At 45.9% G+C, this 15,374-nt stretch carries 17 protein-coding genes; 6 read left to right on the top strand and 11 right to left on the bottom strand.

Translation table 11 applies throughout. The features are described 5' to 3' along the window. Positions 1-76: 76 nt before the first annotated feature. Both corA and K2Y22_12010 read left to right on the top strand, forming a co-directional pair. Complete coding sequence (corA, locus tag K2Y22_12005; GenBank protein MBX9879174.1) at positions 77-1,237, top strand: magnesium/cobalt transporter CorA; 1,161 nt, start codon at positions 77-79, stop codon at positions 1,235-1,237. A gap of 7 nt (positions 1,238-1,244) precedes the next feature. Beyond that, the gene (locus K2Y22_12010; GenBank protein MBX9879175.1) at positions 1,245-1,760 is read left to right on the top strand and encodes a GrpB family protein; all 516 of its coding nucleotides are present in this window, start codon (positions 1,245-1,247) and stop codon (positions 1,758-1,760) included. Here the strand turns inward: K2Y22_12010 and K2Y22_12015 are convergent, their stop codons facing one another. The 5 genes from K2Y22_12015 to K2Y22_12035 form a co-directional block, all read right to left on the bottom strand. Next, positions 1,761-2,867, bottom strand: coding sequence for a hypothetical protein (locus tag K2Y22_12015; protein MBX9879176.1), 1,107 nt, complete (start codon positions 2,865-2,867; stop codon positions 1,761-1,763). Between the two features lie 7 nt (positions 2,868-2,874). Further along, positions 2,875-3,621 carry a hypothetical protein gene (locus K2Y22_12020; GenBank protein ID MBX9879177.1) on the bottom strand — a complete coding sequence of 249 codons (747 nt, stop codon included), beginning with the start codon at positions 3,619-3,621 and terminating at the stop codon, positions 2,875-2,877. A 26-nt stretch (positions 3,622-3,647) separates the two neighbouring features. Beyond that, positions 3,648-6,692 (bottom strand): SMC family ATPase, encoded by a 3,045-nt coding sequence (locus K2Y22_12025; protein ID MBX9879178.1) that lies wholly within the window; start codon positions 6,690-6,692, stop codon positions 3,648-3,650. Next, a complete protein-coding gene (locus tag K2Y22_12030; GenBank protein ID MBX9879179.1) occupies positions 6,689-7,840 on the bottom strand; it encodes an exonuclease SbcCD subunit D in 1,152 nt (383 codons plus the stop codon). The genes K2Y22_12025 and K2Y22_12030 overlap by 4 nt, the downstream gene beginning before the upstream one ends. A gap of 69 nt (positions 7,841-7,909) precedes the next feature. Then, positions 7,910-8,377: an FKBP-type peptidyl-prolyl cis-trans isomerase gene (locus tag K2Y22_12035; protein ID MBX9879180.1), complete on the bottom strand. Its 468-nt coding sequence runs from the start codon at positions 8,375-8,377 to the stop codon at positions 7,910-7,912. 58 nt (positions 8,378-8,435) lie between these two features. Here K2Y22_12035 and K2Y22_12040 point away from each other — a divergent pair, with 58 nt between their 5' ends. Next, entirely contained in the window at positions 8,436-9,026 is a 591-nt protein-coding gene (locus K2Y22_12040; GenBank protein MBX9879181.1) for a response regulator transcription factor, read from the top strand. Positions 9,027-9,029: 3 nt separating this feature from the next. Here the strand turns inward: K2Y22_12040 and moeB are convergent, their stop codons facing one another. Genes moeB through K2Y22_12060 form a run of 4 tightly spaced genes read right to left on the bottom strand, consistent with a single transcriptional unit; the run spans position 9,030 to position 12,149 of the window. Continuing rightward, the gene (gene moeB, locus K2Y22_12045; protein MBX9879182.1) at positions 9,030-10,145 is read right to left on the bottom strand and encodes a molybdopterin-synthase adenylyltransferase MoeB; all 1,116 of its coding nucleotides are present in this window, start codon (positions 10,143-10,145) and stop codon (positions 9,030-9,032) included. 1 nt (position 10,146) lies between these two features. Further along, positions 10,147-10,407, bottom strand: a complete 261-nt coding sequence (locus K2Y22_12050) for a MoaD/ThiS family protein (protein ID MBX9879183.1) — start codon at positions 10,405-10,407, stop codon at positions 10,147-10,149. A gap of 2 nt (positions 10,408-10,409) precedes the next feature. Next, complete coding sequence (locus K2Y22_12055) at positions 10,410-11,528, bottom strand: hypothetical protein (GenBank protein MBX9879184.1); 1,119 nt, start codon at positions 11,526-11,528, stop codon at positions 10,410-10,412. Positions 11,529-11,552: 24 nt separating this feature from the next. Continuing rightward, positions 11,553-12,149: a DUF4234 domain-containing protein gene (locus tag K2Y22_12060; GenBank protein ID MBX9879185.1), complete on the bottom strand. Its 597-nt coding sequence runs from the start codon at positions 12,147-12,149 to the stop codon at positions 11,553-11,555. Between the two features lie 143 nt (positions 12,150-12,292). On the opposite strand from K2Y22_12060, the gene ssb reads away from it, so the two are divergent. After that, the gene (ssb, locus tag K2Y22_12065) at positions 12,293-12,646 is read left to right on the top strand and encodes a single-stranded DNA-binding protein (GenBank protein MBX9879186.1); all 354 of its coding nucleotides are present in this window, start codon (positions 12,293-12,295) and stop codon (positions 12,644-12,646) included. A 119-nt stretch (positions 12,647-12,765) separates the two neighbouring features. Here ssb and K2Y22_12070 read toward each other — a convergent pair whose 3' ends face one another. Next, a complete protein-coding gene (locus K2Y22_12070; GenBank protein ID MBX9879187.1) occupies positions 12,766-13,092 on the bottom strand; it encodes a hypothetical protein in 327 nt (108 codons plus the stop codon). A 157-nt stretch (positions 13,093-13,249) separates the two neighbouring features. Here K2Y22_12070 and K2Y22_12075 point away from each other — a divergent pair, with 157 nt between their 5' ends. Both K2Y22_12075 and K2Y22_12080 read left to right on the top strand, forming a co-directional pair. Next, a complete protein-coding gene (locus tag K2Y22_12075) occupies positions 13,250-14,857 on the top strand; it encodes a sodium:solute symporter family protein (GenBank protein MBX9879188.1) in 1,608 nt (535 codons plus the stop codon). A 10-nt stretch (positions 14,858-14,867) separates the two neighbouring features. Next, complete coding sequence (locus K2Y22_12080) at positions 14,868-15,065, top strand: hypothetical protein (GenBank protein ID MBX9879189.1); 198 nt, start codon at positions 14,868-14,870, stop codon at positions 15,063-15,065. A 10-nt stretch (positions 15,066-15,075) separates the two neighbouring features. Here the strand turns inward: K2Y22_12080 and K2Y22_12085 are convergent, their stop codons facing one another. After that, positions 15,076-15,330, bottom strand: coding sequence for a hypothetical protein (locus K2Y22_12085; protein ID MBX9879190.1), 255 nt, complete (start codon positions 15,328-15,330; stop codon positions 15,076-15,078). Positions 15,331-15,374: the final 44 nt, after the last annotated feature.

The following is a 15,374-nucleotide window of genomic DNA, read 5'->3' on the forward strand; positions in this document are numbered from 1 at the left end:
CACCGGAGCTGGTAGCCATTTGCCTCGTCCTGTGTCAGAATCATTGACACGAGATTTCTCATAGGACGATATTCTCATGGGTAAAAGGCACCGAGTTTCACACAAACTCAACTCGGATTTGGAAGGGCGCATAGAACCGGGTGCTCCACCTGGAACGCTAACGCAAGATCCTCACGCTGTAAAAACCAAAATTGATGTCATCGCTTACGGACCAGATCAGTTCTTAGAGCAAGAACTTGACGATCTATCGATTATCGCCAATCTATTAAACAATTACCCGGTTGTCTGGATTAATGTTGACGGACTGTCTGCCATTGACAAGATTCAAGAAATTGCCCACATGTTTCAACTGCATCCACTAGCAGTAGAAGACGTGGTTAATTGCCAGCAACGACCTAAAGTTGAAATTTATGGCAAGAGCCAATTCATCGTTACAAGAATGATTAGCCTAAATGCTCATTTGCAAATCGAACAACTGAGCATGTTCCTTGGCAAGAACTACATCATAAGCTTTCAGGAAATTCCAGGCGATTGCCTAAACCCTTTGCGCGATAGGTTGCGCAAAGGATATGGGCATATGCGCAGCCAGGGCACGGATCAACTAGCTTACGGAATTTTGGATGCAGTCGTTGATGGTTATTTTCCAGTGCTTGAAACTTACGGCGAACGCTTGGAAGATCTCGAAGACGAGATATTAAGCAATCCCAGCCGGCACACCATTAATCTAATGCACGATCTCAAACGCAACTTATTGCTCATTCGTCGAGCGGTTTGGCCAATGCGCGAAACAATAAATGAACTAATTCGCGATGAATCTCCACTAATTACCAACGACACGCGCGTGTACCTACGCGACACCTACGATCACGTAGTCCGGGTGATGGACTTTATCGAAACCTATAGAGAACTTTGCTCCGACTTAATGGATGTCTATTTGTCCAGCGTAAGTAATCGCACAAACGAAGTAATGAAGGTATTAACCATCATTGCAACTATTTTCATTCCCCCTACCTTTATCGCCGGTATTTATGGAATGAACTTTCATACCGAAACTTCACCATGGAATATGCCGGAGTTGAGCTGGTATTTCGGTTATCCATTTTCACTACTTTTGATGTTTTTAGTTACCGTCGCCATGCTGACTTATCTGGTTAAACGCGGCTGGCTGGGACAAGCAATTAAAGCACCAATGGAAGAAGCGAAAGAAAAAGACATTCACCCGGAACATAGCACGTGACCAAAGCATGATCACAGATAAAGATCCTATTGTGGTTGAAAAATATAATTCAGAATGGCCACGACAATACGAATCCGAGGCGACGCTGCTCAAACAAGCGCTCGGCGGCACAATCGTCGACATTCAGCACATAGGTAGCACCGCTGTTCCCGGACTTTCCGCCAATCCTATTATTGACATTCAAATAGCCGTCAGCAGCTCGACTAATGCCAAAGACTATGGCGAAAAACTTACCGCCCTTGGCTATGAAAGGGCATATGATGAACAAAACTCTGCGAACTTTTTTTGTAAAGGCTCTCTCAACGCACATACACATCATTTGTACATAGTCGAGACCGGCAGCGACGAAGAAACAAGAAGGATAGTGCTAAGAGACTACCTACGCGCAAATGAGCGCGGCGCGAAAGAATATGAAACACTAAAAATTGCTATGGCAGAGAAATTCAAAGAAGATCGCAGTGCTTACGTAGATGCCAAAACTGCATTCATTACACTAGCTCTCTGCATGTTTATCAAACAATAGTTAGTCAGGCACAAATTCGTCCAATTGCTTGGCTTCTGCTTCACGCCCCATAAATCTCAGAACTTTGGCATAGTCTTCTAGAAACCTGCGCACTTGCGGGTAAAACTTAAACTTGAATCTGTTTATTAATTGAAACATATAAGAATAGTAGCGCTCAAGGTAAGCCGCCTTGCGTTTGTTAAGCGGCGTCTGCACCGAGAGCAATTCTTGCAGAAGACAAAATTCGTCATAGGCAATATCTCGCGGGCTTGAAGCATCACCGGCAAACGAAGTTGACTGAGGGCGCTTTTCAGCAGTTACGCGCTTTAAGAGATCATAGCCATTTTCCAAATGGTTACTTGTAACCACAAACGATGTACCCGGCGCCTTGAAACGCATAGAGTAGATCTTGCCTAACATGCCAGGATCCGGATCCGCATCGGCAATTGTCTCGTCTACTTCCTGCAATACATCCCACTGAATTTTCCTATCATTGAATTCAACGCCTTCATCACTGACTTTGAAATGCCCCCAGGACCCTTTCCATTCTCTTGGCTCAGTTTTCAATTTCTCTATAAGACGAGACTCTCCTGTAAGTGGATTAATATCGAAGTTGCACCGAGCGGGTATTTTCGAAAACATTGATGCGGTAACAAGAAAGAATCGTTTCGCAACGGCTAAGTCGAGCTTGAAATTAGCATTATTCCTGTCCCGCACAATAAGAACTTTTGCTTGCGGTTCATCCACCTGAGCAATTTCGTCCCATGAGAATTCAACTGGTCGTTTACCCACAGAACAGAACACCACACCCCAATCATTAAGGACTAATGCCGATTTTTCTCCTACTTGCTCAATCACTTGCAATTTTGTTTTGCCTGGAGCGCTTAAGTGTCTGTTCGCGATTGATTGTGCTTTTCGCGAGGATATTTCACCAAAGGCCAAACTACACGCCAGAAAAATCATCAAAAACAATGCAACAGGGACAATCAGCACAAGCATGAAAGGCAGAAGCAAGCCAACAAGCAGGCACGAAAAGAGCATGGCAAACATGCCACCGAGAATAAGATTTTTCAACGAGACTTCAGCAACCGTCTCATAGTGCAAATAATCGGTTAAATTGATGTCCATATCACTCTTACTGAAGATATTGCCACTTCATTGCGGGACTGAGTTTATAGAATTTACCGGCCGTGAGAATAACAGAGCCTGCTCTAAAGCTATCTTTGGGATCTGCACTGCAACCAGAGCACCAACTACCGTCCGGACGAAAGCGGTACTCAACACCGCTAATCTTGACGTAAGTTTCACCGGCAACAGGAAAGCCATTTTTCCTTTTACCGCCAATAACAGCACTGGCACCTGCTCCATGCAACTGTTGAGAAATTTGCGCTGCAAGAGCCTTAGGTACCGGTATCTCATCTTGCCGCGGTGGACCCGGCACTTCTGCCTCCAGAATCTGAGCCCTGTCAGGAATTGGCACAGGAACTGAAACACCCATAATTGGTGCATTTTTATCACCAGACTCCCAATCATGACCGCCAAATTTAAATGTTGCAGGAGGAGCCTTAGGATCAGGCTGAGCAATTTGAGCATCAGCATAAGCAGAAGTCGAGCTGCTGTCTATCGTTACTTGTGCAGGATAGTGTCCTGTAGAGGTGCTAGGCTGAGAGCGACGAGGCACACTCGATGGACTATCTGTAACTTCATCCACGGTATCAACGGTTGCGTCAACAGCTTCTTTAGTAATATGTCCAGCCCCACGCACTGTTTCTTCAACGGCATCTCTCAAGCCGCGAAAAAAGCCTTGAGCAAAAGCCGATTGAGAATTTGCCTGAAATATCAGACATATTAACGCCAATAATGCCAGATTTTTTTGCGCCATTTTTATAGTCTAGCAAATTCTGTCGTTCAAGCGACCACAAAGCGCGCAGAGCTACCGCTGCGTCCAGGGATGACTTCCAGGCGTGCGTCTATTCGTTCCTTTAGTTCAGGAACATGGGAAATAATACCGACAAGTCTGCCACCTTGTTGAAGGTCTATTAGAGCTCGCAGCGCCAGATCAAGAGATTCAGGATCAAGACTGCCAAAGCCTTCATCAACAAATATGGTTTCTAGATAAACACCACCGGCATAAGACTGAACAACATCGGCTAATCCCAACGCCATGGAAAGAGAAGCGATGAAACTTTCTCCACCGGAAAGTGTAGCTACTGGTCTAGTTGTGCCGGTATACGTGTCGTACACTTCTAAATCCAGTCCGCCGGCAGTTCGTTTGTCCGCACGTGTAGTCATTCGCTGCAACTGATAGCGACCTTTACTCATGATTCGCAAACGCTGCGACGAGGCAATTAGGACATCATCCAGCAAAGCGCCCAAAACAAATCTTTGGAAAGTAACACCAAAGGCATTGCGACCTGACGCTACTTCGGCCAAGCGGCCAACAATGCCGTAACGAGATTCAAGTGTTTCAATTTCCTTCAAGACTCTTGATAGTTCATTCAACCAGACCTGAATTTGTTTCAGCTGTTCGCTCAATGACGCTTCTTCACGCACGGCTTTTTCTGTTTCATCTTTTGCGGCTAGGTAGTTAGCTTCAAAGATTTGAATATCAGGACGCTGCAAATTGGCTGCGGACGCCTGTGCTCTCTTAAGACGATCTACGGCTGCTGCTAAATCCGTTTGATATTTTGTCGTCTCACTATCTAGACGTGCAATGTCTTCAGAAGATCTCCTAGCTGCTTTGAATTCTTGCAAGTTCTGGAAACCTGCTTCTTTCATAGCGGACAAGAACTCTTGTTTTTGTACCTGCAGTCGGCTGTCAGCCAATACCTGAGATTCTTTGGATTTCTCCAAAGTTGCCTTTGCCGCCACATAAAACTCGGATGCTCGCTTAGCGCTATCCTGAGCTTTATCAAAATTAGCTTTCAGATTTTCGCAACGTAATTGTGCCTCATGCTTGGCGTTTTGAACTGCCTGAGCATCTGCATATTCATCAGGTATTTGGCTTTGACGCTCCGCTAGAACGGCGCGTGCTTTTTCAAAGGCTGCTTTGCTTTCAAGAAGTAGAGCATCAAGATTGGCAAATTCTGTTTGCTCCTTTTCGAGATCTGCCTTCAGCTTAACCAACTGAGATTGCGTTTGTACTAGTCGAGATTCAGAAGAAGATGCAGACTCGTAAGCTTGTTTTGCTGACTCGAGCTTTTCGACAAGCTGCTGCAAATTGGTGAAGCCCAGGTCTCCCAGGCGTTTATTTAAAGAATCCTTTTCCGCTTCCAATTTCGCAACGACTGCGGATTGCTTTTGATAGTCCGCTGAAACTTCACTAAAAGTGCCTTCCAATTGTTTAATTTCTTCGCGTTTTGCCTTGAGTGAAGACTCAGACAAATTACCTGCTGCCTTAGCAGGATGAGGGTGTTCGATAGAACCACACACAAGGCAAGGCGAGCCATCAATTAACTTCAAAGCAAGCACTGCTGCTTGTCCATTGGTAAATTCGTCTTCGAGAGTTACCAATTCACCCCTTGCTTGCTCAAGACGACTGGTCACAGCCGTCAAACACGAATGGGATTCATCGACATCTTGCTTCTTGGTTTTATACTCCGCCTGAAGTTGTTCGATTCTCTTCTGGTCGGCGTACGACTGCTCGAGATTTTTGAAACTGACTTTTAAAGCGTCAACTTTGACTACTTCAACTTGAAGTCCTAAAACTTGCTGTTGCAGGTTGTCGACCTCGACTTGTAATTCCGATTGCCGTCTTTTACTTACCTGGCGCTTTTCATCTGCCTGCTTATACTGTTTTTCTGTCGTCAGCGCGTTTTGCTTGGCCGATTCCAGGTCCTTGGCTTTGGACACTAGCTCAGTTAGAAAAACAAGCTTTTTGGCCGCCTCATCGCGCTCGCCCTGTTTAGCACTTTCTTTTTCTAGAACCTGGCGCTGTTCTTGAGCACTCCTTTCTGCAACAGTTGCTAATTCTTCTGCCTGCAGCAGTTGGAACTTGGCTTGCTCTAGTTCCTCTGCGCGTTGCTTCAACGTTGTCTCAGCCGAGGTCAATGTCTGGGCGCGACGAGCTTGCGTCAGTTCTGTTTGTTTATCCGTGAATGACTGCTTCTGTTCGTTTAGAAGAGCAAATGCAGTCGCGGCTTGCGCCACCTCATCGAGCTTCTGAAGTGTTTCCCTCGCCTCAATCAGTAATTTTTGAGTTTTACTTTCGTTAGACTTGCATTCAGCTACTCTTGTTTGGATTTGCTCGGCTAGAAGCATCGTTGATTGCTTCTTTTCCTCTACTTGTTCGAGACAGGTTGCCCCGGCTTGTTCAAGTATCAATTCCTGACGAGCCTTTTTATCCTTAATCTGGTCACCAACACCACTAGCCTTTTCCTTTAGGGCTTCTTCAATGCGACGATATATCTCGGTCTTAAACAAAGCTTCCAGAATTGCTTCTCGCTCATTGGAATTTGCCATGATCAGCTGGCGAAACTTACCTTGTGGCAGAAGCACCACCTGACGAAATTGATTGCTCTTAAAACCAAGAAGCTGCTCTATTCTCTCAGTGACATCGCTCGGCTTAGAGGCAAGCACAACAGGTTGTGCACTTAATTTCCACAAGGTAGCCTGACCTTTAGTTGTGACTGTGGCATTGCCTCGACGCGCGGCTCGTTCTTGCTCAGGACTTCTTGTTACCCTATATCTGTCTTGACCGAGCATGAATTCAAAAGTCACTTCGGTCTGAATACTCTGCTCAGCGTGATCACTGCGCATTTGCTTGCTCTTGCGCTCTTCACCACTAGAATCCCCGAACAACGCAAAGCAAATTGCATCGAGAATACTAGTCTTGCCCGCCCCTGTTGGTCCATGAATCAAAAAGAAATTGCGCCCTTTGAGATTTGCAAAGTCCAGCGTCTCTTCACCAGCGTAAGGACCAAAGGCTTTCATGGTGAGGCGAATTGGCTTCATGCAATTACCTCACGATCGCTGCCCATCATTTCTTGTACGACAGACTTATAGGCATTTTGTTCATCCTCTGATAAGTCTTCAGTTGTTACCTGAGAGAAGAAGGAAGCAAACAACTGAGCGTCGTCAATCTTGCGATGATCAGCTTGATTGCCCACCACCTTTCCATCTATCGTGAGCATTGGGCGTTCGATATGCAGAACATTGGGATAAACTTCACGCAGCTTGCCCATCGCATCCAGAATTGCCTGCTTATCGTTAAGAGTAACCATCAGATAGTCGTTCTTACCGCTATCCGATTTTGCCTTCGCAATTATTTCAGAAAGCTCTCCTTCAACACGGCGAACATCTCGACGCGGCAAAAGACTCACCTTCTCAAGCTTAACTTCGCCTCTGTCATCCATCTCGACTATGTTAATTACTTTCTTGTGCTCGGCTTCCGAGAACGAGTACTTCATCAATGAACCAGAATATTGGACATGGTCAAAGCCGGCTTTTTGCGGCCTGTGCAAATGACCTAAAGCTACATAGTTGAAATCGGAAAACAGCGAAGCATCAACCATACCCGTGCCACCCACTGAAAGTGGTCTTTCTGATTCTGATTCTTCGCCGCCAGCTACAAAGGCGTGCGTCATGAGAATTGATCTTCTTCCAGCAGGGTGATGCTTTTTCGTTTCATCTACCAGCAGTTTAAAAATGCCGTTGTGATCTTGCACTTCTTGGTCAAAAACCTGACGAACAACTGGTGGTTCTGCATAAGGCAAGCAATACAAATTCAACGCGCCGTATTTGTCTTCCAGTTGAACTGGTTCAATTCCCTGGCTTAGAGGACCAAAGACATGCAGTCCCCTTTCAGCCATCACACGCGAACCAAAACCAAGACGCTCAGGACTATCGTGATTACCAGCAATCATTACGACAGGCACTTTGAGTTTCAGGGTAATCGACGACAAAACTTCATCAAGTAATGCCACAGCTTCAGGCGGCGGTACAGCTCTGTCATAAATGTCACCAGCAATTAGAACTGCATCGGGCTTTGTATCAGCAACCAAATCCACAAACTGACGCAAGGCATGCTCCTGATCATCTGTCAGGTGCACGCCGTGGAAAATCCGACCGAGATGCCAATCGGAAGTGTGGATAAGGCGCATAAAACAACTTGCCTCCCTGGTAGAAAAGATACCAGAGAGGCTCGTTGATTTATTGAAGCAATTGTTAGGTTAATTACGAACGCCCAACAACTCAACGTCGAAGATTAATGTTGAGTTTGGAGGAATCGCGCCCGGTACGCCTCTGTCACCATAAGCGAGACTTGGCGGAATTATTAGCTTGCGCTTACTGCCGACATGCATGCTGCCGACACCTTCATCCCATCCTTTGATGACTTGTCCAGCACCCAGGCGGAATTCAAATGGCTGACCGCGGTCGACAGAGCTATCAAACTTCTGCCCATCTCTTAACCAACCCGTGTAGTGCACTACGACGGTTTGTCCGCGGCGTGGTTGCTCGCCTTTACCGACTACTAGGTCTTGATACTGAAGTCCTGATTGAGTGGTTGTAGCACCCTGGGGGACTTGGCTTATTTGTTCGTTCAAGTTATTTGGCCTCGCGAAAGTTGCAGCAGTTCCGGAAATTAGTCCGAGCGCTACGGCAATAGTTACAAAAGTTGTAAGTGGACGATTTTTCATGGTTGACTTGCTCGCATTAGTTACGATACTGGGTTCATTATAGCGAAAGGCTTGAAGCATGATCCGACTAATGGTTGTTGACGACCATGAACCAACTCGCCAAGCGGCGGTAAAAGAAATTGCCCTGGAAGGGACAGTTGAAGTCATTGCTCAAGCTGAGACCTCGGACGAGGCTTACAAAGTTGCTCAACAACAATTGCCGGATGTCGTACTTCTAGACCTTCATTTACCCGGGCTTGTGCAAGTCCCCGACCTAATCAAGAGGTTGGTTGCGCTCAAGAATTGTAAAGTGATCATGTTTGCCAGCGAAGGCAAAGCTGCCGAAGTGCAGGATCTTTTAGATTGCGGCGCGGTTGGCTATGTTTTAAAAACAGATCAGCCTGCGCTTATTCGTATGGCAATTATTATGGCGATGCGTGGATCAAAAACAGTAATTTCGCCATCGTTGCCACGGCATATAACGCACTTAACTCACGAGGAACGAGCCATACTTAGGCATCTAACTCTTCATAGTGGATTGAAGAAGGCTGCTCAGAGAATTGGTATAACGCAAGAAGCTTTGGATGAAGCGATCAATCATCTACTTGGAAAAATTGAGTTAGAAGATCCAGAACAACTGGTTAAGTGGGCGAAGAAGCACGGGTTTTAAATTTCAATAGGCATTTAACGTCAAATCCACATCGCGAATCCAAGCAAGGATGCCGCCTTCAAGATTTCTGACGTGGGCAAAGTTGTGTTGAGTGAGAAGTTCGGCTGCTTTGGCTGAGCGTGCTCCACTTTTGCAGTAGACAACAATGTCAGCTTGCTTATCCAACTCATTGAGACGATTTTGAAGCTCTGCTATTGGAATGTTGATTGAATTTTCCAGTCGGCAGATAGCTACTTCTTCAGGTGTTCTCACATCAAGCAAGACAAGCTTGTCGCCTGACTTGATTTGACTATGGAGATCACTGGCACTAACGGTGTTGGTGCTACAGGTAACAACAATATCTTGAAGCTTAGTAATTGTCGGATTGCTGCCACAGATTTTGCAGTCTGGATCTCTGGGCACCCGCAATTTGTCGAACTTCATTGAAAGGGCATCGTACAAGAGCAAACTTCCCCTTAGAGTTTCGCCTTTGTTCAAAACAATTTTCAAGGCTTCGGTTGCTTGAACGCATCCGATTAAACCAGCCATTACTCCTAAGACACCACCCTCTGCGCAATTCGGCACAGCATCTTGTGGTGGGGGCGTCGGAAAGATACATCTATAGCAAGGACCGCCATCGTGAACGAATACACTAGCTTGTCCTTCGAAACGATAAATTGATCCGTATACATTTGGTTTATTGGTTAGCACACAGGCATCATTGACTAAATATCTAGTTGCAAAATTATCTGTGCCGTCGATAATTACGTCATATTGATTGAAAAGTTCGATAGCATTTTCACTCGACAGTTTGAAATCGTGCTCGACCAATTCAATTTCCGGATTTAATTGCTGCGCATGTTCAGACGCTCGCTTAACTTTTGATTCTCCGACATCAGAGTTACGATAAATGATTTGTCTTTGTAAATTTGATAAGTCAACTTTGTCAAAATCAACAATGCCAATTTTGCCAACTCCAGCTGCTGCCAAATACAGAATCACTGGTGAGCCAAGTCCACCGGCACCCACTACAAGAATACGAGCCGATTTAAACCGTTCTTGTCCCTCGGTACCAAGTTCCGGCAAGAGCAAATGTCTGCTATATCGAAGTAATTCAGATTTACTCAATGAATCCGCCACATCAACCTCCGCTTAACGCGCAAATTATATGGATTTCTTCACTGCCCTTAAGAGCAGTATTTATTGATTTGATTTGCTCTCTGTTCACATAGAGCTTTATGTGCTCTCGAATTCCACCTTGTTCATCGATCATACGAAAGCGAATACCTGGATATGTTTTATCCAGGTTCGACAATGCATTGTCCACTGATGAACCGTCAGCTTGGACTTCGCTTTTATTGCCCGTATAAGACCGAAGGGGACTTGGAATATGTACGAGCATTTTTAGTCCTCGTACTCCAAAACGCGAACACAGTAAATCTCCGGCAAATAACTAACCAAGCATTTCCAAGATTCGCCCTCGTCAATACTTGCCCAGACTTCACCCTGGCTGGTGCCAAAATAAAGTCCAATTGTTGAAGCATTATCGTTAGTCATTGCCTGTCTTTTAACTGTGAAGAAAGCGTTCTTCGCCGGCAGTCCTTTATCTAAACGCTGCCATGATTCTCCAGCATCTCGAGTTCTATAAACTGACGGCTTACCATCAGGACTTGTACGGGGCCAGACTTCAGTCCCATCCATCGGAAATACCCAAGCTGTTTCCGGGTCGTGCGGATGGACAACCATTGGAAATCCAATGTCGCCAATTTCTTTCGGCATATTTTTACCAATGCGAATCCATTCATTGGATGGTCTATCAATACGGTAAATTCCACAGTGATTTTGTTGATAAAGACGATCGTGCTTGGCCGGATGCAAAACCACGCAATGAGGATCGTGCCCAAACTCGGCATTTGGATCAGGCATGAAGTCCGCCTGAATCCCTCTATTTAAAGGCTGCCATTTCTTGCCTTGGTCAGTCGTTTCAAAAACCCCGCCGACGGACACACATGCGTACATGTGATCTTTATTGCTCGGATTTATGTTTATCGAGTGAAGCATTTGCCCGCCTGGTGTTGCACCTTGAGCAAACCAGTCTGCATATTTTGGATTGTCGTTAAACCCTTCAAGCGGAGTCCAGTTGGCTCCACGATCATCGCTTACAAAAATACCTGGTGGTGACGTACCGGCATACCAACGTTCCGGTTCATCGTTATGCCCTGGCGAAATCCAAAATACGTTGTCGACTACTTTTCCATCTTCGCCAGCTTTGGCAAACGCCGGTGGTTTGGTTGACTCTGTCCAATTAGCACCACGATCTGCTGAATGATAAACAGTCGGACCCAGATGTCCGGTCTTAGCGGCCATCACCATTCTATTTTTGTCTCGGCTATCCGGTGCAACGTGATAAATGATATGTCCCAAAAATTGCGGTCCGGAGAAATTCCACTTTTCTCTTCGTTCGTCACTAGAAAGAACAAATAGTCCTTTTCTTGTACCGACAAAAACCGATATCTTAGCCATCAGCAACTCCTAACGACAACCAATTTACTTTACAGTGACACCAATCATATTGCCGGCCAAATTTAGCCCAATCAATAAGCCGCCCAAAATGACGGCAATTAGTTCCTTGCCGGTAAATGTCTGACGAACAATTAGTTCTGGTGACTCAACCGATCGCCAATAATTATTTAGCCACGATTGCACGAAGGCTAAAGGAACACCGGCAGCGAAACACAACATGTATAAAATTCCAGGCAACCTTTGCAGAAAAAGTATTCCAATAAGTAACCCCATTACCAAACCGGATGCAATAAGGGGGTGTTGTTTTGAATACGATTTTTCGGAAGGGTTAAGTTCAGCAATACTCTTCACCTGCGCAACTGCAAAATAGATATTCAAGAACGGTACGAATAATCCCATCGTGCGCAACAAAGGACTAATGTCAAAAAATGGCTCCAAACTCGGATTATTTTGACGCTCGTTAATTGCCTCAGCCTTTAGATCGCGCCAGTTTTTAAAAAACCAATAAATAGGATAAGCGCCGCACGTCAGGATGGACAAAACTACGACATGCCAAAGAGGCTGTTGCCGTGATAGCGCCGGCTCAACAACCGTACTTTCTTGCTCAATCTCTAAAGACACTTACAACCGCCCTCTTTATGAGGCAACTAATCTTGATTACAAAGCGATAGCCACTTATGATATCAGTTACATAGATTACCTATTTGGAACTCAGTAGTTTTTCACTGCCGAGCGCCGAGCGAATATCTTGAGGACTTAAAACCATGGTCAATTCACTAACCCTTATCGGCCGCGCCGGGCGTGACCCGGAAATGCGCTACTTTGAATCAGGTCGCGTCAAAACTTCTTTCAGCTTGGCAGTCAACAGACCCACCAAGGAAAAAGAAACCGACTGGTTTGACATCGAGCTTTGGGGTCGCCAAGCAGAAGTTGCTGGTGAATATGTCCGCAAAGGAAGCTTAATCGCTATCGAAGGACGTCTCGATTTCAATCGCTGGACAGGCGATGATGGCGTCAAGCACGTCAAACCAATCGTCAACGCCAACAACCTACGCCTACTTGGCTCCAAGAAAGACAGCGATGGCGGCGGCTCCATGTCCAACGAACAATTCTCGTAGCCGGATTTAGGAACGTATTGTAGGGGCGCATTGCATGCGCCCGATGGTCTTAAAGGGGAGGGAGGCAGATTTGTGTCTGCCTCCCTTTGGGTTTGCGTCAGGAAAAACTTTGTAGAGACCTAGTATCGACGCATGCTATTTAGCGCGCGAGAGATTTCCCACCGTATCTGGCGAATTTCGTTATTGAGTCTCATTCTTTCTCTGAACGATACTCCGCGTACTCTTAGTCGAATCTCCAATTGAGACAGCTTGCGCTGCAATTTATCGACAAGCGCTTGTTGTCTGCGGTTATAACGTTCGTTTGGATTGTTCCAAATACCATTCGTGCGATATGTTGGCTGCCCGGAAAGCGATGTGCTGTTGAAGGGTGTGTATTGCGAATATTGCGCCTGAGCAGGCATTGCCATGCCAATCATAGCCACCGCTAATAATGCAATTTTCTTCATATCGTTTCTCCCTATGAACGTCTCACAAGTTAGTAGAAGTTGGCCACGCCAGAATGTTCCCCGACCTATTAAGTTCTCCTAAATTTGAACAGAATATGAATTTCTCACGAACAATCTATATATGATCAACGGATACGAATCCGGCAGGAGACAACCCGTGAACATTGGGGTTCTTGATTACCTAATCATTGGCATCTACTTTGTCTTTGTTTTAGGGATAGGCTACGCCCTGAAAAAACAGATGGTCCACAGTGAGGACTTCTTTTTATCAGGACGCTCCATTCCAAGCTGGATTACCGGACTTGCTTTTATTTCAGCCAACTTAGGCGCCATTGAAGTAATGGGTATGGCGGCAAACGGCGCCGAATACGGAATCATGACCACCCACTTCTATTGGGTAGGTGCTATTCCGGCAATGGTTTTCCTTGCCGTATTTATGATGCCTTTTTACTACGGTTCGCGCATTCGCAGTGTGCCTGAATATTTGAAGCTTCGCTTTAATGAACCGACACGCGCTTTCAACGCACTTTCGTTTGCCGTCATGACTGTATTCATGTCTGGTATCAACATGTACGCGATGGCACTTGTATTCAAACTACTTTTGAATTGGTCGATGACTGCATCAATTCTTGTCTCCGCCGCCGTTGTTCTTGCCTATACAATTCTTGGCGGTCTAACTTCATCTATCTACAACGAAGTCTTGCAATTCTTCCTCGTCCTTTTCGGACTTCTTCCTCTGCCGTTAATTGCTTTGGCAAACATTGGCGGATGGGACGCCATGATGCAAAAGCTCCCACCCGGCTTTGGTCACATGTGGGCACAGACGGCTACTGCCAATAACCCAATGGGTGTCGACTGGATAGGTATTGTTTCGGGACTTGGCTTTGTATTGTCTTTCGGCTACTGGTGTACGGACTTCCTTGTAATTCAGAGAGCTTTTGCTGCGAAAAACCTGAACGCGGCTCAGCGCACGCCACTAATTGCCGCATTTCCAAAAATCTTTTTCCCAGCAATCACTATCTTGCCAGGCATGCTGGCATTGCTTGTGATACCACAATTGGGCAGCAATACAACAAACTATTCCTACAACATGACCATGCCTTTGCTTCTGGCAAAGTACTATCCATCAGGAATGTTGGGTATCGGGCTTACAGCCATGCTCGCTAGCTTCATGTCCGGAATGGCCGGCAACATCACCGCCTTCAACACCGTGTGGACTTACGATATTTATCAGAGCTACATTGCACCAAACAAAAGCGATGACCACTATCTTTGGATCGGTCGGGCGGCCACTGCCATAGGCATTGTAGTGAGCGTTCTCACAGCCTATTTAGTCATGGGCTTCCCCAGCATCATGGACTACATGCAGATGATTTTCTCCTTCTTCAATGCACCTTTATTCGCCACATTCCTTTTAGGCATGTTCTGGAAACGAGCGACTCCGTGGGCGGCATTCTGGGGCTTAGTTGCCGGAACAACCGGAGCTATCATCCACTGGTACATTACTTACATCGGACTACATACTTATCCATCTGTTATGGCAGGCAACTTCTGGCGTTCAACCTATGCCTGGCTAATTTGCTTCATCATCACTATCGTCTTGTCTTTCTTCACCAAACCGAAGCCTCTAGATCAATTAAAGGGCTTAGTTTGGGGTGTAACTGATGCAGTTATTGCTGAACCACTGCCCTGGTACAAACAACCCAAAATACTTGCCGCAATAGTGCTAACTGCCACCATTGCCCTCAACATCTACTTCTTCTAAGGAGCCAACAATGCTGGATCTACGGTTAATAATTGGCGCCATCTTCATCATCTTTGGCACGCTGTTGGTCATATTCGGCTATGCGAGTCCGACAACCACTGAAATCGGCGCGAGCTCCATCAACCTGAACATCACGTGGGGCTCAGTCATGGGTCTATTCGGAATTGTGATGTGCATGCTTGCGAAAATCAAACCAGATACACAATAGGTTGAACTACTCACGAAGTACCCGTTTTCTTTGCAAGCAACTTATCAATTTTGTTTTCGATTACGTCCAATTGAGTTTTGCTCCGCGTACCTTTTGTCTCTTGAGCTACGCGCTCGCTTACCCATTGTCGAATCATTGGACCAAGAGGTAGTTTCCGCTCTTTAGCCAGATCAAGAACCGCCGCCATCAACTCGGGCTCAACGCGAAATTCTATCTTGCCACGATCCAAAATTCGCTGCCGCGCTTCTTGTTCGATCTTCTTCATTTTTGCGAGGCTTTCCGGTCTCATAGTCCTACCTGCTTTCTGGA

Source organism: Candidatus Obscuribacterales bacterium (genome assembly GCA_019744775.1).
Taxonomy (GTDB): Bacteria; Cyanobacteriota; Vampirovibrionia; order Obscuribacterales; family Obscuribacteraceae; genus SBAT01.